This window comes from Microbispora sp. NPDC049633, from assembly GCF_040675265.1.
GTDB classification, from domain to species: Bacteria; Actinomycetota; Actinomycetes; order Streptosporangiales; family Streptosporangiaceae; genus Microbispora; species Microbispora maris.
This window is the reverse complement of record NZ_JBFAOO010000054.1, coordinates 19826-42809: the sequence shown is the minus strand read 5'-3', so window position 1 is coordinate 42809 and position 22984 is coordinate 19826. Positions and strand designations below refer to the sequence as shown.

The 22984-nt window shown below is 72.2% G+C and carries 19 protein-coding genes and 1 pseudogene; 6 read left to right on the top strand and 14 right to left on the bottom strand.

Annotated features, from left to right (window positions below; translation table 11 throughout):
* Positions 1-888, top strand: a pseudogene (locus AB0J39_RS16805) (pectate lyase); the annotation flags it as partial.
* Positions 889-967: 79 nt separating this feature from the next.
* On the opposite strand, the gene AB0J39_RS16800 reads toward AB0J39_RS16805, so the two are convergent.
* The 3 genes from AB0J39_RS16800 to adh form a co-directional block, all read right to left on the bottom strand.
* Entirely contained in the window at positions 968-1198 is a 231-nt protein-coding gene (locus AB0J39_RS16800; protein WP_363465207.1) for a hypothetical protein, read from the bottom strand.
* A gap of 139 nt (positions 1199-1337) precedes the next feature.
* The gene (locus AB0J39_RS16795; RefSeq protein ID WP_363465206.1) at positions 1338-1718 is read right to left on the bottom strand and encodes a DUF779 domain-containing protein; all 381 of its coding nucleotides are present in this window, start codon (positions 1716-1718) and stop codon (positions 1338-1340) included.
* Positions 1718-3241, bottom strand: coding sequence for an aldehyde dehydrogenase (gene adh, locus AB0J39_RS16790; protein ID WP_363465205.1), 1524 nt, complete (start codon positions 3239-3241; stop codon positions 1718-1720). The genes AB0J39_RS16795 and adh overlap by 1 nt, the downstream gene beginning before the upstream one ends.
* 154 nt (positions 3242-3395) lie before the next feature.
* On the opposite strand from adh, the gene AB0J39_RS16785 reads away from it, so the two are divergent.
* On the top strand, positions 3396-4661 hold the full coding sequence (locus tag AB0J39_RS16785; protein ID WP_363465202.1) for a serine hydrolase domain-containing protein: 1266 nt from the start codon (positions 3396-3398) through the stop codon (positions 4659-4661).
* 2 nt (positions 4662-4663) lie between these two features.
* Positions 4664-5821 (top strand): geranylgeranyl reductase family protein, encoded by a 1158-nt coding sequence (locus AB0J39_RS16780; protein ID WP_363465199.1) that lies wholly within the window; start codon positions 4664-4666, stop codon positions 5819-5821.
* Positions 5822-5858: 37 nt separating this feature from the next.
* On the opposite strand, the gene AB0J39_RS16775 is transcribed toward AB0J39_RS16780, so the two are convergent.
* The 5 genes from AB0J39_RS16775 to AB0J39_RS16755 all read right to left on the bottom strand — a co-directional run bounded on the left by AB0J39_RS16775 (position 5859) and on the right by AB0J39_RS16755 (position 12343).
* Positions 5859-7121, bottom strand: a complete 1263-nt coding sequence (locus tag AB0J39_RS16775; protein WP_363465196.1) for a GAF domain-containing protein — start codon at positions 7119-7121, stop codon at positions 5859-5861.
* Positions 7122-7188: 67 nt separating this feature from the next.
* Positions 7189-8013: an SDR family oxidoreductase gene (locus AB0J39_RS16770; protein ID WP_363465193.1), complete on the bottom strand. Its 825-nt coding sequence runs from the start codon at positions 8011-8013 to the stop codon at positions 7189-7191.
* A 28-nt stretch (positions 8014-8041) separates the two neighbouring features.
* Entirely contained in the window at positions 8042-9325 is a 1284-nt protein-coding gene (locus AB0J39_RS16765) for a nucleotide disphospho-sugar-binding domain-containing protein (protein ID WP_363465192.1), read from the bottom strand.
* Positions 9326-9330: 5 nt separating this feature from the next.
* Complete coding sequence (locus AB0J39_RS16760; protein ID WP_363465189.1) at positions 9331-11391, bottom strand: HAD-IIIC family phosphatase; 2061 nt, start codon at positions 11389-11391, stop codon at positions 9331-9333.
* 25 nt (positions 11392-11416) lie between these two features.
* Positions 11417-12343: a TauD/TfdA family dioxygenase gene (locus AB0J39_RS16755; RefSeq protein WP_363465186.1), complete on the bottom strand. Its 927-nt coding sequence runs from the start codon at positions 12341-12343 to the stop codon at positions 11417-11419.
* Positions 12344-12849: 506 nt separating this feature from the next.
* Here AB0J39_RS16755 and AB0J39_RS16750 point away from each other — a divergent pair.
* Positions 12850-18351 (top strand): amino acid adenylation domain-containing protein, encoded by a 5502-nt coding sequence (locus AB0J39_RS16750; protein ID WP_363465183.1) that lies wholly within the window; start codon positions 12850-12852, stop codon positions 18349-18351.
* Positions 18352-18392: 41 nt separating this feature from the next.
* On the top strand, positions 18393-18704 hold the full coding sequence (locus tag AB0J39_RS16745; RefSeq protein ID WP_363465181.1) for a hypothetical protein: 312 nt from the start codon (positions 18393-18395) through the stop codon (positions 18702-18704).
* A 16-nt stretch (positions 18705-18720) separates the two neighbouring features.
* Here the strand turns inward: AB0J39_RS16745 and AB0J39_RS16740 are convergent, their stop codons facing one another.
* The 5 genes from AB0J39_RS16740 to AB0J39_RS16720 all read right to left on the bottom strand — a co-directional run bounded on the left by AB0J39_RS16740 (position 18721) and on the right by AB0J39_RS16720 (position 21847).
* Positions 18721-18996: a Fe-S cluster assembly protein HesB gene (locus AB0J39_RS16740; RefSeq protein WP_363465179.1), complete on the bottom strand. Its 276-nt coding sequence runs from the start codon at positions 18994-18996 to the stop codon at positions 18721-18723.
* A gap of 32 nt (positions 18997-19028) precedes the next feature.
* Positions 19029-19394 (bottom strand): hypothetical protein, encoded by a 366-nt coding sequence (locus AB0J39_RS16735; protein ID WP_363465176.1) that lies wholly within the window; start codon positions 19392-19394, stop codon positions 19029-19031.
* Positions 19395-19434: 40 nt separating this feature from the next.
* Positions 19435-20175 carry a methyltransferase domain-containing protein gene (locus AB0J39_RS16730; protein ID WP_363465173.1) on the bottom strand — a complete coding sequence of 247 codons (741 nt, stop codon included), beginning with the start codon at positions 20173-20175 and terminating at the stop codon, positions 19435-19437.
* Positions 20176-20207: 32 nt separating this feature from the next.
* Complete coding sequence (locus AB0J39_RS16725; RefSeq protein ID WP_363465171.1) at positions 20208-21164, bottom strand: DUF2332 domain-containing protein; 957 nt, start codon at positions 21162-21164, stop codon at positions 20208-20210.
* A 221-nt stretch (positions 21165-21385) separates the two neighbouring features.
* The gene (locus AB0J39_RS16720) at positions 21386-21847 is read right to left on the bottom strand and encodes a hypothetical protein (RefSeq protein ID WP_363465168.1); all 462 of its coding nucleotides are present in this window, start codon (positions 21845-21847) and stop codon (positions 21386-21388) included.
* Here AB0J39_RS16720 and AB0J39_RS16715 point away from each other — a divergent pair.
* Positions 21759-22193, top strand: a complete 435-nt coding sequence (locus AB0J39_RS16715) for a hypothetical protein (protein WP_363465210.1) — start codon at positions 21759-21761, stop codon at positions 22191-22193. The genes AB0J39_RS16720 and AB0J39_RS16715 overlap by 89 nt on opposite strands.
* Before the next feature lie 40 nt (positions 22194-22233).
* On the opposite strand, the gene AB0J39_RS16710 is transcribed toward AB0J39_RS16715, so the two are convergent.
* A complete protein-coding gene (locus AB0J39_RS16710) occupies positions 22234-22761 on the bottom strand; it encodes a GNAT family N-acetyltransferase (protein ID WP_363465165.1) in 528 nt (175 codons plus the stop codon).
* Positions 22762-22984: the final 223 nt, after the last annotated feature.

The following is a 22984-nucleotide window of genomic DNA, read 5'->3' as shown; positions in this document are numbered from 1 at the left end:
GGCTGGGCGACCCAGGGCGGCGGCACGAGCGGCGGCGCGGGCGGCGCCACGACGACGGTCACCTCCCTGACCGCGCTCACCACCGCCGTGAAGGGCGACGCCGCGAAGATCGTCCAGGTGAACGGCAACTTCACCTGCTCGGAGGACGTGCGGGTGGGCGGCAACACCACCATCGTCGGCGTCGGCGCCAACTCCGGGCTGACCGGCTGCGGCCTGAACATCCGTGACGTCGACAACGTGATCGTGCGCAACATGAAGATCTCGAAGGTCCGGGCCGGCAACGGCAACGGCGACGCGATCCACCTCGACAACGCCAAGCGCGTGTGGCTCGACCACAACGACCTGTCGAGCGACACCAGCCACGGCACGGACTACTACGACGGCCTGCTGGACGTCACGCACGGCTCCGACTACGTCACCGTCTCCTGGAACAAGCTCCACGACCACGTCAAGTGCTCGCTCGTCGGCCACAGCGACAACAACAGCTCCGAGGACACCGGGCACCTGCGCGTGACGTACCACCACAACGCGTTCCAGACCTGCGCACAGCGCAACCCCCGGGTGCGCTTCGGCAACCCGGTCCACGTGTTCAACAACTACTACTACAAGGACTCGTCCTACACCGACTACAGCTACGGCATCGCCTCCACCTGCGGCGCCGGGGTGCTCGTCGAGGGCAACTACTTCGAGAACGTCGCCGAGCCCACCCACACCTCCGAAGGCTCGTCGCCCGGCGGGTCGATCGTCGCCCGCGACAACCACTTCGTGAACTCGGGCACGCCGCAGACCTCCGGCAGCGTCGCCTCCATCCCGTACTCGTACACGGTGGACAACCCCAGCGGGGTCAAGGCGAACGTCCTCGCCAACGCGGGCACCGGCAAGATCTGAGCTCCCGGCGCACAGGTACCGGCACGTCCCTGTGAAGTCCCGGAGGCCGCGGCACCCCCGCCGCGGCCTCCGCCGCGTCTCAACCGCGCACCGCCGGTCGCCGGTGCTTCGAGACTCGATACGCCTCGACGGACTTGCGTGAGGACCTCCAGATCCCATCGGACCCCTGGACGGCTTTGAGACGGCCACGCTGAGCAGCCTGCCGGAGAGCCGCGAGGCCGAAGTCCTCGTCGACGAGCGCCGCCAGTGGGACCAGCCGGGCAGGCCCGGCGATATTCGGGACGATGAAGCGATTGAGGTTGTCCTCCATCGCACGTGCGATCAATTCACCCAGCGCACCATAGTCCCCGTTGTCCGCTCTCCGCGTCATCGAGAGCTGATTGAACTTATCAAGTTGCCACTCAGCGCGAGGGAGGCACTGCGAAGCGTGAGGCGATGCGGATCGATCGTCAGCTGTCGAGGGCGGCGCGTTCGGCGTCGGTGAGCAGGCGGGAGCGGATCAGGAAACGGACACCCTCGGGCGCCTCCAGGGAGAAGCCGCTGCCACGGCCCGGTACGACGTCCACGGTGAGATGGGTGTGCCGCCAGCGCTCGAACTGGCTCGCCGACATCCAGAACGTGACCGGCTCGTCCACGCCCTCCACGGTCAGCGAGGCGAGCAGCACGTCCGAGGAACCGGTGCGGAACTCGCCCTCCAGGTAGCACATCGGGGCGCTGCCGTCGCAGCAGCCGCCGGACTGGTGGAACATCAGCGGGCCGTGGTCCGCCCGCAGCCGCCGGATGAGATCGGCGGCCGCGGGGGTGAGGTCCACGCGGGACACCTCGGGCATCAGAAGAAGCCGAGCTTCGAGGGCGAGTAGCTGACCAGCAGGTTCTTGGTCTGCTGGTAGTGGTCGAGCATCATCTTGTGCGTCTCCCTGCCGATGCCCGACTGCTTGTAGCCGCCGAAGGCGGCGTGGGCGGGATAGGCGTGGTAGCAGTTCGTCCAGACCCGCCCGGCCTGGATGGCGCGGCCGGCCCGGTACGCCTTGTTGACGTCCCGGGTCCACACGCCCGCCCCCAGGCCGTACAACGTGTCGTTGGCGATCTTGATGGCGTCGTCGAAGTCGGTGAACGAGGTCACCGAGACGACCGGCCCGAAGATCTCCTCCTGGAACACCCGCATGTGGTTGGCGCCCTCGAAGATCGTCGGCTCGACGTAGTAGCCGCCCGACAGCTCGCCGCCGAGATCGGCGCGGTGCCCGCCGGTGAGCACCTTGGCGCCCTCCTGCCGTCCGATGTCGAGGTACGACAGGATCTTCTCCAGCTGGTCGTTGGACGCCTGGGCGCCGACCATCGTGGCCAGGTCCAGCGGGTGGCCGCGGACGATCTTCTCGGTCCGTTCGACCGCGGCCTCCAGGAACCGCCGGTAGTGGCCCTGCTGGACGAGCGCCCGGGAGGGACAGGTGCACACCTCTCCCTGGTTGAGGGCGAACATCGTGAAGCCCTCCAGCGCCTTGTCGAAGAACTCGTCGTCGGCGGAGGACACGTCGTCGAAGAAGATGTTGGGGCTCTTGCCGCCGAGCTCCAGCGTGACCGGCTTGATGTTCTCGCTGGCGTACTGCATGATCAGCCGCCCGGTGGTGGTCTCCCCGGTGAAGGCCACCTTCGCGACCCGCGCGCTGGAGGCCAGCGGCTTGCCGGCCTCGACGCCGAACCCGTTGACGATGTTGAGGACGCCCGGCGGGAGGAGATCGGCCACCAGGCTCATCCAGTAATGGATCGACGCCGGGGTCTGCTCGGCCGGCTTCAGGACCACGGCGTTGCCGGCGGCCAGCGCCGGCGCGAGCTTCCAGGTGGCCATCAGGATCGGGAAGTTCCACGGGATGATCTGGGCGACGACGCCGAGCGGCTCCTGGAAGTGGTAGGCGACGGTGTCCGCGTCGATCTCCGACAGGCTGCCCTCCTGGGCCCTGATCGCCCCGGCGAAGTAACGGAAGTGGTCGATCGCCAGCGGGATGTCCGCGGCCAGCGTCTCCCTGATCGGCTTGCCGTTCTCCCAGGTCTCCGCGACGGCGAGCCGCTCCAGGTTCTGCTCCATGCGGTCGGCGATCCGGTTGAGGATGTTCGCCCGCTCGGCCGTGGACGTACGGCCCCAGGCGGGTGCGGCGCCGTGTGCGGCGTCCAGGGCGCGCTCGACGTCCTCGGCGGTGCCCCGCGCGATCTCCGTGAACGTCTGGCCGTTGACCGGGGTGGGGTTCTCGAAGTACCGCCCCCGCTGCGGCGCGACGTACTCGCCGCCGATCCAGTGGTCGTAACGCTGCTCGTACGCCATGAGGGCGTCCGGCTGTCCCGGCGCGGCGTAACGGGTCATGAGAGAGACCTCCCGGACAGGGTGTGGGACCGACGCCCCGGACGTTAGTCGCGGGCACGTTGCCGAGACGTTGCGTCCTTCCGCACACAGCCTCCGGTCCACCTAGTCAGAAATGCTGTTATGGACGGTCAAATCTCCCCTAAGATCACGCGTCATGATTCCGGAAACGTTTTCCGTCTCCCGCAGGGACGCCCTGCGCCTGCTGGCGAGCGGCACCGCGGCGGGGCTCGCCGCCGGGCTGCCCGCGTCTCCGGCGAGCGCGGCGGCCCGCGCGTGGAGCGTCACCGGCCGCAGCACGACGTCGCTGAAGCCCTTCGACGACGCGCTGAAGCGCTTCATGCAGGCACGGACGATTCCGCACGCGTCCCTTGCCGTGGTCCGCAAGGGCAAGCTGATGCTCGCCCGGGGCTACAACTGGACGGCGGACACCTCGTTCGCCGCCGGGCCCACGTCACTGTTCCGCGTCGCGAGCCTGAGCAAGCCGGTCACCGCCGCAGCGGTGCTGAAGCTGGCGCAGGACGGCAAGCTCAGCCTCACGGCCAAGGTCGCGCCGCTGCTCGGGCTGAGCACGACCGCCGACCCGCGCCTCGCCTCCGTCACCGTGACCCACCTGCTGCAGCATCTGGGCGGCTGGGACCTCGACGTGTCGGGCGACCCGATGTTCGGCGACAGGGCTGTCGCGGCCGCGCTCGGCGTCCCGCTGCCCGTCACCCAGGCGCACATCATCGAATACACCACCCGCCGCAAGCTCGACCATGCCCCCGGGACGACGTACGCGTACTCGAACTACGGATACCTCCTCCTGCAGAAGATCATCGAGAAGGCGAGCGGGGTCTCGTACGCGAGCTACGTCCAGGGCAAGATCCTGACGCCGCTCAAGATCAAGCGGATGGTGCTCGGCAGAACGGCGAAGAGTCTCCGCAAAGCGGGCGAGGCGCCGTACTTCTCGCAGTACACCGGCAAGAGTGTGATCGACACCTCGAACTCCGTGATGCCCTTCCCGTACGGCGGGTTCAACCTCGAGAACATGGCCGCGCACGGCGGCTGGCTCGCCACGGCCGTCGACCTGGCCAAGTTCGCCACCCTCTTCGACGCGGCGGGCGTGCTGACCTCGGCGTCGATCTCCAAGGCGTTCGCCAAGCCGTCGATCGGCGTCAACTCCGACGGCTGGTACTACGGCCTCGGCTGGCAGGTGCGCCCGGTCACCGGCGGCCGCAACACCTGGCACACGGGATCGCTGGCCGGCACCTCCACGCTCATGGTCCGGCGCTACGACGGGCTGAGCTGGGTGGCGCTGTTCGACCAGCGTGACGACGCCTCGGGGCTGAACTACGGAGACATCGACGCCCAACTGCACACCGCCGCGAACTCCGTGAAGTCGTGGCCCACCACCAACCTCTTCGCCACGTACGGTCTGTGAGTGTGGACGACGTCTGGGACCTCGTGGTGGTCGGCGCCGGGCCGGCGGGCTCGGCCGCCGCGCTGCGGGCCAGGCAGCTCGACCCCGGCTGCCGGGTGCTGCTGCTCGACCGGGCGGCCTTCCCGCGTGACAAGGCCTGCGGTGACGGCATCGCGGCGCACGCACGGCAGGAGCTCGCGCTGCTCGGGCTGCCCGATGTGCTCGACGACCACCGGCCGACGCCGCGCCTGTCGGTGACGTCGCCCGGTGGAGCCCGGGTCTCGGCCGTCGTCGCACGGCCCAACCACGTGGTGCCCCGCCGGGTCTTCGACGCCCGGCTGGTCGAGGCGGCGCGGGCGCGCGGCGTGGAGGTGCGCCGCCACCGGGTCCGTACGCTGACCGCCCTCGGCGAGCACGTCGTGCTCGACGGCCACCTGGTCGCCCGGGCGGTCGTCGCCGCCGACGGCGCCAACTCGGCCGTACGGCGGCTGATCGGCGTCCCGCCGAGCCCGGACCGGCACACCGCCATCGCGGTGCGCGGCTACGCCGACGTGCCGCCGGACGACGACGTCCAGGTCATCGTCATGCAGAGCGAGGCGTGGCCGGCCTACGCCTGGTCGTTCCCGGTGGGCGACGGCACGGCCAACGTCGGCTACGGCCTGCTGCTGCCGGCCCTGAGACGGACCGGGCTGCCGGGCCGCGAGGTGCTGCACGGACGGCTGGCGCGGCTGCTCCCCGCGCTGATGGAGCACCCGCCCGGACAGGTGCGCGACCTGCGCGCCCACCACCTGCCGCTGTCGAGCGGGCGGCCGGCGCCCGGGGCGGGCCGGGTGCTGCTGGCGGGCGACGCGGCGAACCTCGTCAACCCGCTGACCGGCGAGGGCATCTACTACGCGCTGCTGTCGGGGCGGCTCGCCGCCGAGGCCGCGATCGGTTCGCCGGGCGACCCGCTGCGCGCCTACCGGCGCGGTCTGCGCCGGACCCTCGGGCGGCACCTGCGCACCACCGACGTGCTCGCCCTCGCCGCCCGCTCCCCCGGCTTCATCGACGCGGCGATCGCCGTCGCCGCCCGCCGCACCGAGGTGTTCGACCTGCTCGTGGACGTCGGGCTCGGCGCGGGCACCGTGCCGCCCCGCCTCGCGGCGGCGGTCGCCCTCCGCTGGCTGCGCGACCTCACCTGAGCAGTCCTCACCTGAGCAGTCCTCACCTGAGCAGTCCTCACCCGAACGGCAGGCCGTACTCCGCGTCGAGGTCCCGCACCCGCCGGGCGGCCCGGGCCCGGGCCGGGGACCCGGCGGGCAGCGCGGCCAGCAGCGCCTGCCAGGCGACGAGGTCGTCCCTCCCCCACGGCGCGCGCGTCCACCGTTCGAGCAGCGCGGGGTCGCGGCGGGCCACCAGCAGCTCGCGTACGCCGTCGTCCAGCAGGCGGCGCTGCCACACCACGCCGGGCGCCTCCGAGCCGGGCAGGAGCGGCCCCCGGTAGGCGCGCAGCGCGGCGTCCGCGTCGGCGGCGGCCAAGTGCTCGGCGAGCGCCTGGAAGTCGGCCCGCACGGGCACCCGCAACCGGTACGGACGGGAGTCGAGCAGCGGCCCGAGCCGGTGGCGCAGCCGGGACAGCTCCGCGCGCAGCGTGACGGGGTTCAGCATGCGGTCGCCGTACAGCTCCGCGCTGAGCTGGTCGCTGCTCAGCCCCTCCGGATGGCAGGCCAGCAGGACGACGATCTCACTGTGCCGGGGTCCGAGCCTGATGCGGCGCGCCCCCTCGGCGAGGACGGCGTCGTCCCGGCCCAGCGCGGTGAGCGTCACCGCGGGTGCGACATCCGGCGCGGGAAGAGCGGCCAGATGAGCTTGCGCGGCACTGGCCGCCGCCTGCACGAGGGCCAGGCTGTACGGGCTGGCCAGGTTGTCGCCGCCGCTGACGTCGACCGCGCCGAGCAGGCGACCGGTGTGCGGGTCGTGGATCGGCGCGGCGGCGCAGGTCCACGGCTGCACCGGTACGGCGAAGTGCTCGGCCGCGAAGATCTGCACCGGATGGCCGACCGTGAGCGCGACGCCGGGGGCGTTGGTGCCGGCGTGGGCCTCGTCCCACCGGGCCCCGGCGACGAAATTCATCCGCTCTGCTCTCGCCCGCGCCCCGCGATGGCCCTCGACCCACAGCAGCCGCCCGGCCGCGTCGCACACCGCGAGCAGGTGCCGCCCGTCGTCGGCGATGCCGCCCAGCAGGTCGCGGAACAGCGGCAGCACCCGGGCCAGCGGGTGCGCGTCGCGGTACTCCTCCAGCTCGTCGTCGGTGAGCTCCAGCGGCGCCAGCGCGTCCGGGTCCACCGCCCGCGCCGAGCGCCGCCACGAGTCCGCCACCACCGCGCGTACGGGACCGTCGACCGCGCCGGCCGACAGGAAGCGTTCGTGAGCCCGGCGCAGCTCACCGGTGCGCTCGGCCGCGTCGGCCCCGGACTCAAGCGCGAGCCATGGATTGGTCACGGCGCCCTCACCTTCCGCGTCTTCAGGCGCCATCGTCACCCAGGCCCGGCCGCCGGGCAACACCCGGTCAGCCGGAGGACCAGATGTCCTTGTCGATGTCCCCGGCCGCCTGCGGGCCCATCAGGCCGAGCCCGCCGTCCACGAACAGCGACGCGCCGGTGACGTACGACGAGGCCGGCCCGGCCAGGAAGGCGATGACGGCTGCGACCTCGCGGGCGTCCCCGGGACGGCCCAGGGGGTAGCCGGGCCGGGTGCCGGGCTTCGGCGGCTCGTCCTCCTGGCCGGTCATCGGGGTCGCGATCTCTCCCGGCGCGATCGTGTTGACCGTGATGCCGTGCCTGGCCAGCTCCAGGGCGAGCGTGCGGCTGAGCATGCGCAGGCCGCCCTTCGCCGCGCAGTACGGCCCGGCCCCGAGGCGGGGATAGTCCTCGTGGACACTGGTCACGTTGATGATCCGCCCGCCCGCGCCGCGTTCGATCATCCGGCGCGCGGCGCGCTGCGAGCACAGGAACGGCCCGTCGAGGTCGACCGCGAGGACCGACCGCCACCGGTCGTAACCGATCTCCAGGAGCGGCTCGGCCGTGCCGGTGCCGGCGTTGTTCACCAGCACGCCGAGGCCGCCCAGCTCGTCGGCGAGCTCGTCGACGACGGCCGCCGCGGTCACCGGGTCGGTCAGGTCGTGCCACCGCACGGCCGCGCGGCGGCCCTGCTCCACGACCTGGCCGGCCGTCTCCCGCGCGCCCTTCTCGTCCCGGTGATAGGTGACCCCGACGTCGAAGCCCTGCGCGGCGAGCGTCACCGCCGTCGCCCGCCCGATGCCCGAGTCGGCTCCGGTGACGATCGCCACCTTGTCGTAGTCGAAGCGCGAGATCGGCGCCGTCGTGTCCGCCATGCGCCCGGCGTACCCGGAAGATCCCCCTCTACACGCTCCGCCGGGCGCGGGCCAGGACGGCCAGACGTTCCCGTTGCCGGGGCGTGAGCCGCGCCAGCCGCTCACGCGGATCCGGCCGCTTCATGATCGCGTCGGTGCCGATCAGCGCCTCCGCGTGATCGGCCGCGAGCCGCACGGCGTCCTGCGACGCGGCGTCCGCCGCGAGCGGCGCGATCCGCTCCCGGTATCCGTCGTCGGCAGCGGAGTCCAGCGCCCGCGCCAGCAGCCGGGCCGTCCGCTCCTCGTCCCAGCGGGACACGGGAAGCCACCGCGCGACGCCCGCGCGGTCGAGCCGCTCGGCGTTGTCCGGCCGGTCCACGCCGTGCGCCAGCAGCACCTGCGGGGTCGACGCCGACAGCGCCCGGGCGAGCGTGCCGATCCCCCCGTGATGGACGACCGCGGCGACCCGCGGCATGAACGAGGCGAACGGCGCCGAGGGCACCCACTCGATCCCGTCGGGCAGCGACTCCGGCTGGAACGCCGGGTGCCGGTTCACCAGCAGGGCCCGCCTCCCGATCCGCCGGCACGCCCGCGCCGCGACGTCGTAGAACCGGTCGTGCAGCACCTGCCCGGTGCCGCCGGTGATCAGCACGGGCGGCTCGGTCCAGTCCGGGACCGGCCCCTCCGCCGTGTCGCCGAGCACGAACCCGCAGCGGACGACGCCCTCCGGCGCCGGCTGGCCCGCGGCGTCGAACCATTCCGGCCACAGCGCCAGCTGGGTCCGGGCGCTCGTCAGATAGGCGGCCCAGTCGCGGACGGGACGCAGGCCGAACGACTGGAAGACCTCGTCGTACCCCTGCCCGAGCACGCGCCGGAAGAGGTTCCCGAGCACCGGCAACGAGACGTACTGATGGGGCGTGACGGACACCAGCGCCACCGGGACCCCGCGGAGCTCGGCGGCCATCAGCCCGGCGATGCCCGAGGTGTGCCGGGCGACCACCACGGTGTCGCCCGGCCGGTAGTGCGCCTCGATCATGCGGACCTCGTCGGCGAGCAGCTCGAACAGGCCGTTGCGCCGGTAGAGCGCGAGCACGCCTTCGGGGTCCTTCAGGGGATCGAGCATGTACCGCCGGGCGTCGTCCAGGTGCCGGTCGTAGCCCTCCGCCGTGTCGATGGGCAGGTGCCGCAGGCCCGCGGCGGCGATCCGGTCGGCGAACCAGGAGTGCGTCATGACGATGACGTCGTGGCCGCGCTCGGCCAGCTCGCGCCCGATCCGTACGAACGGGAGCACGTCGCCGTTGGTGCCGTGGGTGCTCAGCAGCATCGTCGCCATGCGGATCAGCCGTTCCCGGAGTCGAGCAGGGCGTCGATCTCCTCGTCCGACAGGCCCGCGAGCTCGTCGAGCAGTCCGGCCAGCTCCTCGTCGTCGGTGTCGGCGAGCTGCCGCTCCTCGATCACCTTGGCGACCTCGGCGACGGTGAACGAGGTGGTGTAGAGCGTGTCGAAGGGAAGCTCGACGCCGAACTCGGCGCGGACTCGCGCCATGAACTGCACCAGCCGCAGCGAGTGGCCGCCCAGCTCGAAGAAGCCGTCGTCCACCGAGGCCGGCGCCGTGTCGAGCAGCTCGGCCCACAAGCGCATGACGGTCGCCTCGACGGGGCTCGCCCCGGCCACCTCCGTGACGGGGCGGGCGGCCCGCATGGCGTCGAGGATCGCGTCGGCGCCGGTCAGCCGGGTCGCGATCCGTTCGACGGCCGCCCAGCCGGCGGGAGCGGCCGGTTCGACGGTCCGGACGGGCCCCGCTGCCCTCTCCTCAGCAGGGCCCGGCGTGTGGACGACGGCCGCCGCGTCGCCCGCGTCGAGGACGTACCAGGCCGTTCCCTCGCCGTCCGGCTCCACCGTCGCCGGCAGGGCGGCGAGGAAGTCCCCGGCCGGCCGGTTGCGCTCGGTGGCCCGGAAGGCCAGGGCCACCCGGGCCAGCCCGCGCTCCCGCGCGAGCGCCCCCAGGTGCGCGAGCATGCGGTGCTCCACCCCGCGCCCGAGCGCGCGGCAGCTCAGCAGGAACGCGCCGGCGCGCAGCGTGTCCCCCTCCGTCCGCACGTCGGTGAGGCCGACGACGCCGTAGTCGCCGAAGCGGTCCCGCACGTCCACGACGAACCTCTCCTCGCCGTCCAGGCGGCGCGTCCCGGAGAGGTTGAACTGGTTGGTCCGCTCGGCGAGCTGCGCGGCCCGGGCCTCGTGCTCGGGACCGGCCGGGGTGATGGTCACCCGCAGGTCGAGCGTGGCGAAGAAGTCGGCGAGGGACATCTCGCCCCTGGCCTGGTCGCGCCGCCGTTCCTCCTGGTAGCGCCGGGTGCGCTCGCGGTCGGCCGCGGTCACCGACGTCACGTCGAGCGGCCAGCAGTGCCGCAGGAAGGCCGCGGCCCCGGCGGCGTCGGCCGGAAGCCGGAGCGTCAGCACCTCGGGGCAGCCGACCCGGACCTCGGCGCACTCGACCGGGCTGTCGTCGAGGAAGACGAAGGAGTCGAGCCCGAGGTCGAGCTCGGCGGCGAGCGAGCGCAGCGCGTCCGACTTGGCCTCCCAGCCGACGCGCATCGCGGTGATGTCGTCCAGCCCGACCGGCAGCTCCGGATGCCGGGCGAACACCTCGCGGACGTCCTTCTCCTCGTTCTTGCTGCACAGGCACAGCAGCCTGCCCGCCGCGACCTGGCGGGCCAGCTCCCGCCAGATCTCCAGCCGCTGCGGGCCGATGACCACGCCGTCGGGGCCGTCCTCGCCGACCACGCCGTCCCAGAGCGTGCCGTCGCAGTCCGCGACGACGACCTTGGGACGCGGGGTGGTCAGGGCGTGCAGGCGGCGGGCGACCGCGGCGGCCAGCGCGGCGAAGTAGCGGTCGGTGTAGGGGACGTTGCCGGTCCGGTCGGCGAACGCGTCGTGGACGTCCTCCGGCTCCGGCTCGTACGGCTCGGCGGAGGTGAGCACGGACACGACCCGGTCGCCCTCGAACTCCCGGACCAGCCCGGCCGCGAAGCGCGCGTGGGCCTCGGGCGAGCCGTGCCCGGGCGAGGGAGGGCAGACGACGAGCACGTGGGGCGCGCCGGACGCGCGCGCCGAGGCCCGCAGCGCGGCGGCGAGGTCGGTGGCCACGGCGTCCAGTTCGCCGGTCCCGTCCTGCCCGGCCACCAGATCCTCCGCTCGGACCAGCACGACGGCGGCGCCGGCCCGGCCGAGCACGCTGCCCGGGTCGAGGAGCGAGGGGAAGACCTGGTCGTACGGAGCGAAGGCGACGTCCCCCTCGGCGTCCCCCCCGCCGTCGAGTTCGGCGAGCCAGAACCGCAGGGCGTCCCCGAGCGGCTCGGCGGTGAAGGTCGCGGCGACCCCCAGCCCGATCTTGTCCACAGCGGTTTCCCTTTCGAGAGCGTGATCAGTCGGACATGGCGACGAGGATGCGGCGGGAGCCGGCGAAGGGCCTGCGACCGTGCCCGACCAGCACGTTGTCGATCAGCAGCAGGTCGCCCTCCCGCCAGTCGACGTCCACCGCGTTGTCCAGGCCGCGGTCGCGGGCCTGGATGACGTACTCGCCGGGGATCGGGGCGCCATCGGGGAACGTCACCGACTGCGGCAGCTCCTCCGGCGGCATGAGCTCGGCGAGCATGGCGGCGGTCTCGTCGCCCAGTGAGGCGGGATGCCACTGGTCGGCCTGGTTGAACCACACCTCGGCACCGGTCACGGGGTGCCGGGTGGTGGCGGGCCTGACCTGCGAGACCCGCACGCCGCCGTCGGGACGCCACTGCCAGTCCGCCCCGATGCGGTCGAGGAACTCGGCCACCTCGTCGCGGTCCTCGGTCTCGAACGTCTCCTGCCAGCTCTTGCCGAGCCCACGGCCGGCGTGCAGGTTCTGGGTGTAGCGCACCCCCTTGGCGAACGCCTCCCTGACCTCGTCGTCGAGCGACTCCAGCCAGCGCACGCCGTCCACGACGGGAGTCGCCCCGCCGCTCTCGGCCGCCTTCTCGCAGTAGAACAGCAGCCGGGAGGGCCAGGTGGCGGAGTACGACAGCTCGTTGTGCATGGAGATCGTGTACTCGGGCGGGTACTCGGTCGAGGTGTAGACGTTGCCGCCCACCTTGGTGCGGGGCGAGTTGCCGTGGACGTACGCCAGCCGGTTGGGCAGCAACATGTCCATGACGGCGTCGAGGGTCTCGGGTGTGACGCCGAACCCCCGGAAGACGAGCGCCTTCTCGCGGACCAGCAGGTCGCCCACGTTCGTTTCGCGCAGCCGTTCCACCAGCCCCTCGGGCGTGGCGGCGTAGCCGTCGGGGGTTATTTCCAGGGGCTTCCAGAAGTCGTCCATGCGTCCTCCTCCTGCACGGGATCCGGCCACGGCCGAGCACGGGGAAAAGTCGAATTAAGGAGGCAGGCGGGCCCTCGAATAGGCGGCGCCCCTGCGGCAATAGATTCCGGCGGCCAACATAGAACCCGAGTCGGGTTACGCGCAAGAAACATGTTTAATCCCGTCCCCTCGACGCCTGAAGTCAAATTATTCGACACGATCATGTGTCCGCCGGCAATGCCGACGAGCGCTCATGTTTCGCTGCCCGCAATCGATGACGGAAGGTCGATTTCCCCTTACTCTTCGCGCCTGATCGCAGGTCGAAGTGAGGCTTGCGTTACCAGACTCGCATCCCGTATCGTGAAATAATCCTCTTCGTGGGAGCGCTCCCACGCATCTCGGCCCGAACGCGGCGAGATACGCGGCGAGGTCCTGCGAAATCGACGATCAAAGCGTTTTCTGGTTCAACCACTTTTCTGCGTGGTCAGCTGGTCCTGCGCATTTCTGCGCAGAGAGGAGAACGCTCGGTGACGATATCGCCGACGACTGACAACGAGCATCTAATAGCGTCGCTTTCCCCACGCAGGCAGGAGGCGCTGCGCCGGCTGCTCGCCGCCAGAGCCGCCAGGGCCGCCGCCGCGAGCGTGATCGCTCCCCGTGGAGAGGGACCCGCCCCCTGCTCCTACGAGCAGACCCAGATGTGGCTCGGCGCCCGCTTCGCGGAGGGCGCCCCGGCGCCGAACGCCACCATCGGCCTGCGGCTGACCGGCCCGCTCGACGTCCGGGCCCTGACCGTCGCCTTGGACAGCCTGGTCGAACGCCACGAGATCCTGCGTACGGTCTACGAGGGCGACGGACACGAGCCCCGTCAGATCGTCCTCGACCCCGGGCCGGCGCCGCTCGACGTCGTCGACCTGCGCGATCTGCCGGAGGCCGAGCGGGAGGGCCGGGCCCGGGAGATCACGAGCCGGGCCGCCGTCGAGCGCTTCGACCTGGAGACCGGGCCGGTCCACCGTACGACGCTGGTCCGGCTGGGCGACGAGGACCACGTGCTGATGTTCGTCTGCCACCACATCGCGTGCGACGGGTGGTCGGTCGGCATCATCGTGGACGAGCTGACCAGCGTGTACGCGTCGGTCCACGAGGGCCGTCCCGCCGGAGTGGTTCCGCCCCCGCTCCAGTACGCCGACTACGCGGCCTGGTCGCGGCGTGAGCTGAGCGGCGAGCAGCGCGAGCGGCGCCTGGCGTACTGGCGCGACCGGCTGGACGGCGCGAGCGCGCTGGAGCTTCCCATCGCGCGGGACGGCCAGACCGTCGCCGAGGGAAACCGGAGCGACTGTCATCTGTTCACGCTTCCGGACGAGGTCCTGCGGGCGCTGCGCGAGGCCGGCGGCCCCGGAACCACCCCGTTCGTGGCCCTGCTCACGGTCTTCTCGATGCTGCTGGCGCGCTACACCGGACAGGGCGACCTGACGATCGCCACGGTGGACGGCGGCCGGCGCCGGGTGGAGCTGGAGCCCGTGCTGGGCTGCTTCGTCAACGCCCTGCCGCTGCGCGCCGACCTGTCGGGCGATCCGTCGTTCCGCGAGGCCGCCGCCGGAGTGCGGCGCAGGCTCGGCGAGGCGCTCGCCAACCACCTGCCGTTCTCCGAGCTGGCCGGGGCGCTGAGCGACCGGGACGCCCGCAACTTCTCGCTGTCGACCGTCGGCTTCTCGCTGCGCGTGTTCCGCGACCAGCGGGGCCGCTGGCCCGGGCTGGAGGCGTCGGTCTGGGAGCACGAGGTCGACGACTTCACCTACGACCTCGCGCTGCTGGTGCACCTGAACGGCGCGGGCGACCCCGAGCTCTACCTGACCTACCAGAAGGACCGCTTCGACGCGGACTCCATCACCCGGATGGCCGGGCACTACCGGGCGCTGGCCGAGCGGATCGCCGCCGCGCCGGACACCCCGCTGGCCGGGCTCGACCTGGTCACCGACGCCGAGCGCGACCTCGTCCTCGGGACGTGGAACGACTCGGCGCGGCCGTACCCGGACGTGGCCCTGCCCGAGCTGCTGGAGCGCCACGCGGACTCGGACGCGGTGGCGGTCTCCTTCGAGGGCCGCACGACCACCTACGCCGAGCTGCACGCCCGCGCCAACCAGGTGGCCCATCTGCTGCGCGAGCGCGGCGTCGGCCCGGAGGACACGGTGGGCGTGCTGCTCGACCGGAGCCCGGAGCTGATCGCCTGCCTGCTGGGCGTGTGGAAGGCGGGCGCGGCCTATCTGCCGATGGATCCCAAGTTCCCCGCGCAGCGCGTCCGCGACATGCTGTCGATCGCCGCGACCCCGCTGGTCCTGACCTCGGCGGGGCACGCGCACCTGTTCGACGGCGTCGAGGTCGTGGACGTGGAGAGCGGGGTGCTCGACGACCGGCCGCGCGAGCCGGCGGGCGTGCCGTACGACATCGACCGCCTGGCCTATGTGATCTTCACGTCGGGGTCCACGGGCAAGCCGAAGGGCGTGCAGGTCACCCACCGCGGGCTGGTGAACCACGTGTGGTGGGCCGTGGAGGACCTGGCCTCCCAGGGCGACGGCGGCGCCCCGCTTTTCGGCTCGGTGGCGTTCGACCTCGTCGTGCCCAACCTGTGGGCGCCGCTCGTCACCGGTCAGCGGGTCACCGTGCTGCCGCAGGACTTCGACATGGGCGAGCTGGGCGCGCTGCTGGCGGCGGGCGGGCCGTACAGCTTCATCAAGTGCACCCCCGGCCACCTGGAGGTGCTCGGTCACCAGATCGACGCCCGGCAGGCCGCCGCGCTCGCCGGGAAGATCGTCGTGGCGGGCGAGGCGCTGCCCGGTTCCATGGCCAACCGGTGGCTGGAGATGCTCGGTCCCGGCCGGTTGGTGAACGAGTACGGCCCCACCGAGGCGTCGGTCGGCACCTGTATCTATCCCGTGCGGGACGCCCAGCTCGTGGAGGTCGTGCCGATCGGCCGCCCGCTGCCCAACATGCGGATGTACGTGCTGGACGCCGACCGGAGGCTGCAGCCGGTCGGCGTGCCGGGCGAGCTGTACGTCGGCGGCGTCGGCGTGACCCGCGGCTACATGAACCGGCCGGACCTCACCGAGGAGCGGTTCCTCCCCGACCCCTTCGAGCCCGGCGGGCGGATGTACCGCACCGGCGACCGGGTGGCCTGGACCCGCGACGGCGACGTGTCCTTCCTCGGCCGGTTCGACGACCAGGTGAAGATCCGCGGCTACCGCATCGAGCTGGACGAGGTCAGGGCCGCCGTCCTCGACCATCCCGGCGTCCGGGACGCGGTCGTCGCCGTGCACGCGTTCACGCCCGAGGACAAGAGGCTGGTCGCCTACTACGTGCCCGAGGCGCGGGAGCCCGCGGATCTGGCGGACCACTGCGCGGAGCGGCTGCCGGAGTACATGGTCCCGTCGGTGTTCGTGCCGCTGGAGACCATCCCGCTCAACGCCAACGGAAAGGTGGACCGCAAGGCGCTGCCCGATCCGGTCGTCCGGGTCGGCGAGGACCTGGCCGAGCCGGAGACCGAGACCGAGATCGCGGTGGCCGGGGTCTGGCGGGAGGTCCTCGGCATCGACGCGATCTCCATCGACAGCGACTTCAACGCGCTCGGCGGCCACTCGCTGCTGCTCATCCGCATGGTCGCCAAGCTCAGGCAGGTGCTGCCCGCCGGCGGCTACCAGGTGACCGTCCTCGACGCGATCGCCAACCGCACGGTGCGGGAGCTGGCCGCGCTGGTCGACGCCGCCAACGGGGCGCCGGAGGGCGCCGCCGAGGAGGGCCCGCGCGGCCTGCTCGTCGAGCTGACCCGCCCGGTGAAGACGCCCACGCTGTCCCTCGTCTGCATCCCGTACGGCGGGGCCAGCGCGATGGTCTACCAGCCGCTGGCCGACGCGCTGCCGGACGGCCACTCGCTGTTCTCGGTCGCCCTGCCCGGCCACGAGCTGGGCGTCGAGGAGAGCACGATTCCGTTCCACGAGGCCGCCCAGCGAGTTTGCGACGAGGTCATGGAGCGCGTGCGCGGCCCTGTCGCCTTGTACGGCCACTGCGTCGGCAGCGCGCTGACCGCCGAGATCGCGCGGCGGCTGGAGGCGGCCGGGCGGCGCGTCGAGGCCGTCTACACGGGCGGCAGCTTCCCGTTCGCCACCCCCAGCAAGGGCCTCAACGGCCTGCTCGGCCGGATCTTCCGCAGCAAGGCGCTGGACAACGCCAACGCGCACGCCAACTGGCTGCGCGCGATGGGCGCCGACCTGCAGGACCTCGACCCCGAGCAGGTCGACCACATCATCCGCACGATGCGGGTGGACGCGCGCGCCGGTGAGGACTACTTCAGCGAGCTCGTGGAGCAGCAGAGCCCGCAGCTGCGCGCCCCGGTGATCTCGATCGTCGGCGACCGCGACGCGCTGACCGACTTCTACCAGGAGCGCTACCGCGACTGGCACTGCGTCTCCGAGACCACCGCGCTGGTCGTCATGGCCGAGGCCGGCCACTACTTCCTCCGGTACCGCACCGAGGAACTGGCCGCCATCGTCACGACCGCGCACACCACCGTGGACCGTCCCGAGGAATGGCACGTCCCGGCGCCCGGCGACACGGCCACTTGGTGGCGGGAGCGCGTGTCCACCGACCGGAAGGCCGACGTGGACGGGCCGCAGCCCAGTCTCGGCCGGTTCTTCACGGTGGCGACGGGTCAGATCGTCTCGATGATCGGCGCCGTGATGACCGAGTTCGCCGTGCCGATCTGGGCGTACCTGAAGAGCGGTTCGCTGGTGCAGTTCGGCCTGTTCGCCATCATCGCCCTGGTGCCCGGGCTCGTGCTCGCGCCGCTGATCGGCGCGCTCGTCGACCGGTACGACCGTAAACGGGCGATGCTGGCCGCCGACGGCATGTCCCTGGCCGTGCAGGCCGCGCTGCTCGCGCTGATGGCCGGCGATGTGCTGAGCATGCCCCTGCTGTACGGCCTGCTGGTGCTGCTGTCGATATCGGTGACCCTGCAACGGGTGGCCTGGCAGTCGGCGGGGCCGCAGCTCGCGCCCAAGGCCTACCTGCACCACGTCGGCGGCGTCGTCCAGCTCGGCAACGCCGTGGCCCAGCTCATGGTGCCGCTGTTCTCCGTCGCCGTGCTCGCGCTGATCGGCATCGAGGGCATCCTGACCGCCAACGTGATCTGCTACGCGATCGCGTTCGGCGTGACCCTGCTGGTCCGCTTCCCAGCCACAATGGCCTGGCGGCGCCGCGAGACGGTCTCGGCCGAGATCCGCAACGGCTTCCGCTACCTGCTGCGGCGGCGGGGCCTGCGGGCCATGGCCTTCACGATGTTCATCGTGAACTTCTTCCTGTTCACCGGGTTCATCATGATCTCGCCGCTGGTGCTGTCGGTCGGCGAGCTGGCCGACACCGGGCGGGTGGCGCTGCTCGCCGGGATCGGGGCGGTCTGCGGCGGTCTGATCATCACCCTGTGGGGCGGCCCGCGCGAGCGCCGGATGTTCGGCATGCTGGCGGCCGCCGGCGTGCTCGGGATCTTCTGCGCGATCGCCGGTCTGCGCCCGTCGCTCATCCTGATCACGGTCGGCGCCTTCGGCATGTCGCTGATGATGACGATCAGCGACGGCATCTGGCTGACGATCATCCACTCGAAGGTGCCCCAGCGCTACCACGCCCGGGTCATCTCGATCAACCGGATGCTCGCACTGTCGACCCAGCCGGTCGGCCTGGCCGTACAGGCCTGGCTGGTGGGGCTGGTCTTCGAACCGCTGATGCGGCCTGACGGCCCGCTGGCCGACACGGTCGGGAAGGTCATCGGCACGGGAGACGGCCGCGGCATCGGCCTGCTGTACATCGTGTGCGGCCTGGCCATCGCGATCACGATCACGCTGGCCCTGCGGCACCCGGCCCTGGCGAGGTTCGATCAGGAGACCCCGGACGCCGAGCCGGACGACCTGGTCGGCCTGGAGGCGCTGCGCAGCCGGCAGGAGCGGCGGCACGTCCCGCCGCAGCGGGTTCCGTCCGAGCTGTGAGGATGTGAATGGCATGCGGGCCGCCGGGTACGGCGGCCCGTATGGACGAGAAGAAGATGAACCCGAAGCAGCTCGCCGAGGAGCTGGCGACGAACGCGCAGGACGACCCGCGGTTCAAGAACCGGACGCCCGGCATCCGCGCCACGCGGCAGGGATCGGTGGAGCAGGCGGACCTCGACGCGGCCGGCATCGTCGGCGGCAAGGGAATCTCGGGCGGCGGCGCCTCCGGTGGAGGGACGCTCGGGCAGCCGCCGACCGGACGACTCGACGACGACCAGCTCGCCGACACGGTGGCCGGCACCGGCCTGCCGCCCGATGACGAGGAGGACGAGGAGGACGAGGGCGACCAGTGATCGCCCGGGACACGACCTAGGCCAGGCGGAAGGTCGGGCGGCCGCCGGGACCGGTCTCGGCGTCCAGGGTCTTGCCGCCGACGGCCTGCGCGACCTCCGGTTCGAGGAAGACGCGCACGTCCGCTCTCTCGATCACCTCGTCGCCCGAGAAGGGCGTGCTGACCAGCGACAGCTCCAGCGAGGCGGGCTCGCCCGGCTTGGCCGCGATGCGCAGGCCCGCCTCCTCGGGGAGATACTCCCCCACCATCAGATCGCGGATCGCCTGAACGGCGTGATCGGTGACTGTCAGCACGACGCGCCTCCCGTGTGTCTGCTCACGCGTCCTCACTCGCCCGGCTCCCGGAACCGCGGCGCGTCCGGCGGCGGGCCGGTGTTGTCCTGGGTCAGCGCACCCAGCGTGGTGTCGTCGGCGATGGCGTGCTCGGCCTCGGCCGTGTCCTCCAGCGCGGCGATCTGCTCCGGTGGCCGCGCCCTCCGCTCCGCCTCGTCCCGGTCCCGTACGGCTCCTTCGATGGCCTCCAGCATCTCCCCGCGGTCGTAGGAGCCCTCGGGGATCTCGTTCAGAAGGGCCAGGGTCTCGGCCGGCACGTGGATGTCCGCGGCGGCGGCCGAGTAGAGGTCGCGTCGCATGACGTGGGGACGGTCGTGGAAGATCTCGTCCACGACCTGGCGCAGCCGCTCCGTGTCCACAGGGTGTCCTTACCCTCCGGTGCGCGGATCCCACGCCCCCTCACAGGTCGGCGACGAGCAGCCGGTATCCGACGTCGTACTCCTCCAGGCCGAGCAGGTCGCGGTGGCGCTCGTGCCAGCGGCCCGACTCCAGGTCGGCGGCGAGCCGGTCCAGGGCCGGCCGTACGACCGACTGGTCGAGCTGGGCCAGCACCGACATGCCGGACCTGACCACGGGATCGAGGTAGCCCTCGGGCCTGCGCCAGTAGGCGGCGCCGAATCCGTCGGTGCAGTCGTGCGGAATGGGCACGGCCTCGACCCGCGCGCCGCCGAGCAGCCGGACGAGGTCGTCGATCGAGGCGGCGCGGGCGTCGTCCAGCGCCGCGCCCTCGGGCAGATACTCCCTGAGGAACCAGTAGTCACGGGTGAGCTCCTGATCCCAAGTGAGGATCACCACGCGGCGCCGCGCGACCCGGCGCAACTCGGCGATCCCGGCCGCGAGGTCCGTCCAGTGATGCACGGTCAGGAGGGCCATGGCGGCGTCGGCCACGCCGTCGGCGAGAGGGAGGGCCTCGGCCCGGGCGCGCAGCACGGGAGCCGACCCCGGCGGCCGCTGGCCGATCATCACCGTGCTGGGCTCGACCGCGAGCAGGGTCGCCGGGGGTTCGTACGACCCCGTGCCCGCCCCCACGTTGACGACCGTCGCGGCGTCCCCGAGCGCGGCGGCGATCCGGGCAGCCAGTCGCGGGTCGGGCCTGCGCGCGGCGCTGTAGGTCGTGCCGATCTCGTCGTAGACGGTCATGATCCTCAGTATCCGCCACCCCGTGTGGGTTTTCAGGCGAGCCAGTCGAGCCACTCGCCGTGCGGCCCGGCCATCGCGAGCGGCTCCCCGTCGAGCGCGGGCAGGAACGCCAGCCGCCTGTCCGGCAGGCCGGCCGTCAGCTTCGCGGCCAGTTCGGGCAGCCGGGGCGAGCCCTCGTTGGAGATCCACCGCACCGGCAGGGTCCGTACGAGCGCCACGAAGCGGTCCCGCGCCGCGGCGTCCAGGTAGGGCATGACCGCGCTGTGGAAGACGACGACCGTCGCCCCGGCCGGCGCGGCGGCGACGAGGCCGGGCAGGGCCGCCTCGGCGTCCCCGCGCACCAGGCGCGGCGGGTCCCGTCTCGCCATCCGCACCGCCCCGCGCAACCGCGCCAGCCGGTCCTCCTGCTCCGGCCACACCAGGCACTCCAGCCAGCGCACCGCCTCGTCGTCGCGTACGTCGACCGGGTCGAGATCCAGTCCGGCCCGCCACACCACGTCGGGAAGGCGCCGCGGCACCGGCACCTTCCCGTTCGTCCGGCAGGTGAGCAGGACGGGGCTGTCGGCCGGTCCGATCTCGGGCCCGTCGTCGTACCGGTAGCGGTACCGGTCCGGGTACAGGCACAGCCCCGCCGACGCGCCCACCTCCACCAGGGCCAGCGGCCGCGGCAGCGCCGCCAGCACCGGCAGCAGGCTCGCGCACCGGCCCGCCTCGTTGGTCTGCGTGCGCCGGGCGAGCACCGTCTCCCGCACCTCGGCCCAGTGACTCACGGTCCACTCCCGGAACCGGCCGAACTCCTCGTACGGCCCGCCGAGGAAGCGCACGGCGGCCAGCAGCAGGTTCGGCTGTCTCTTCGGCTCCGGCAGGCCGTCGATCAGTTCGACCAGCCCGGGATCGGCGGCGATCCCGTGAGCGAGCGCCTCGTAGACCGGGCTGTGCCCCCTGACCTCCCGCTCCGCGAAGTACCTGTACCACTCCGCCGTCTCCATGCCCGCCTCCCGTGGTGACGTCGACGCTCCATCACATCAGGAGGAAACGAGCGTTGCCCAACATGCCCAGATCACTGCCCATGCGAGGGGGCGCTGTCCGGTGCCCGCGAGGGGGCCTCGGCCGTCTGGCCGTCGGCTGCCGGCACCGTGCCCCGGCCGGCCGCCATCGCGACGATCACCTGACCGGCCGCCGCGACGCACATCAGCGTGATCGATGCCTGTCAGCCGGAACTGATGGTGTGCAGCAGCCCGAAAATCACCGGTCCCGCTGCGGCCAGCAGGTAACCGATCGACTGCGCCATCGCCGACAACGCGCCCGCCACGGTCGCGTCCTCGGCGCGCAGGCTGAGGAAGGCCAATGCGAGCACCAGGCAAGCTCCGCCGCCCAGCCCGAGGACGACGCTCCACAGCAGTGCCCATCCCGGCGCCGTCAGAAGTCCGAGGTAGCCGACGAGCAGGACCACCGAGCCCACTGTCGCCACCGCGCGCTGGTCACGCGCCCACCGCAGCACGGCGGGCACCGCCAGGCTGGTCGACACCGCGACCGCCTGGAACACGAACAGCAGCCATCCCGCCGCTGCGGCGCCTACTCCGCTGTCCCCGACCAGGGAGGCCCTGATCGAGGCCATCGCCGAGCACCGGGCCGCCGACATCGTCGCCGCCGCACGGCAGCTAGCCGACACCGACGATCCGGCTCAGGGCCTGGCCCGTTTCCTGCACCATGTGGGGGAGGTGCTGGCGGACGATCGCGGCATGTCAGAGGTCATCGAGAAGACCATGGGCTCGAACGAGCCGCAGGGGCAGACCCGCGAAGCGCTGCTCGCCGTCGCAGCGGAGTTGCTCGACCGGGCGCAGGAGCACGGCACGGTCGGGCAGGAGGTGACAATCGGGGACGTCAACATGGTCATCTGCGGCCTGGCGGCGGTCATCCGCAACGCCGCGGGCGGTTGGCGGCGGTACGTCGAGGTCGCACTCGACGGTCTCCGTTCCCGCCGGTCGGGTGATCACTCGTCCGGGGCGGGGAAGTAGGCCGGTTCCGTCCGTACCGGCCGGTGGGAGGCCGGTGCCTTCAGGCTCCGGCCTCCCACTGTGTATCGTCCTGCCGTTCCCAGGTCCACAGGCGTTCGCCGTCCTCGATGCGATCGGTGGGCAGCAGGCCGATCCGACCGGCCACCTTCATGGACGCCTGGTGATCGGGGTGGATGTGCGCCTCGATGCGGGTGACTCCCCTGCCGCGGAGCCATCCGGCCAGCGCGGTGGCGGCCTGCGTCGCATACCCCCGGCCCTGCCACGCGGTCCCCACGACCCACGCGATCTCGGCCCGTCGCCCCTCGTCCATCACCGTCGCCTGGACGTAGCCGACCGCCCGGCCGTCGACGTCGCGGCGAATGATCCAGTTGAGCCACTCCTGCCGTCCGTCCGGGGATCGGCGGGCCTCGAGCGCCTCGTACCGGGCGCGTAGCTCGGCCAGGGTGGGCGCCGTTCCGCCGATGAAGGAGTACAGCTCCTCCCCCGCCAGCACTTCCGTCATCTCGTCCGCGTCCCCGGCCGTCAGCGGCCGAAGCGTGACAGGGCCCGCCGCGATGGTGTCATGCATGCCCGAAGTCTTCCCGGCCGCGAGCCCGTACGCCCAGCGGTTTTCCACCCGCGGATAACCGATCGATTCCCGGCGGATCTCGCGTACTTCATGGCGGGCATGAAGCACCGCAAGGGTTCCGAGCGTTCCCGCCGGCAGGCGCTGGCCGAGCTGCACGGCTCGCTGGACCGTCGCTACCGCCCGGAGGACGTCGCCGAGCTGATCCTCCAGGCGCTCGCGGGGC

Excerpts from the sequence above, each read along its gene's own strand:
- AB0J39_RS16765 (WP_363465192.1), bottom strand. The coding sequence starts at position 9,325 with ATGGCGACGATGCTGCTGAGCACCCACGGCACCAACGGCGACGTGCTC.
- AB0J39_RS16795 (WP_363465206.1), bottom strand. The coding sequence starts at position 1,718 with ATGCCCGAGGTGTCCCGCGTGGACCTCACCCCCGCGGCCGCCGATCTC.
- AB0J39_RS16800 (WP_363465207.1), bottom strand. The coding sequence starts at position 1,198 with ATGGAGGACAACCTCAATCGCTTCATCGTCCCGAATATCGCCGGGCCT.
- AB0J39_RS16785 (WP_363465202.1), top strand. The coding sequence starts at position 3,396 with ATGATTCCGGAAACGTTTTCCGTCTCCCGCAGGGACGCCCTGCGCCTG.
- AB0J39_RS16710 (WP_363465165.1), bottom strand. The coding sequence starts at position 22,761 with ATGCATGACACCATCGCGGCGGGCCCTGTCACGCTTCGGCCGCTGACG.
- AB0J39_RS16745 (WP_363465181.1), top strand. The coding sequence starts at position 18,393 with ATGGACGAGAAGAAGATGAACCCGAAGCAGCTCGCCGAGGAGCTGGCG.
- AB0J39_RS16770 (WP_363465193.1), bottom strand. The coding sequence starts at position 8,013 with ATGGCGGACACGACGGCGCCGATCTCGCGCTTCGACTACGACAAGGTG.
- AB0J39_RS16755 (WP_363465186.1), bottom strand. The coding sequence starts at position 12,343 with ATGGACGACTTCTGGAAGCCCCTGGAAATAACCCCCGACGGCTACGCC.
- AB0J39_RS16725 (WP_363465171.1), bottom strand. The coding sequence starts at position 21,164 with ATGGAGACGGCGGAGTGGTACAGGTACTTCGCGGAGCGGGAGGTCAGG.
- adh (WP_363465205.1), bottom strand. The coding sequence starts at position 3,241 with ATGACCCGTTACGCCGCGCCGGGACAGCCGGACGCCCTCATGGCGTAC.
- AB0J39_RS16730 (WP_363465173.1), bottom strand. The coding sequence starts at position 20,175 with ATGACCGTCTACGACGAGATCGGCACGACCTACAGCGCCGCGCGCAGG.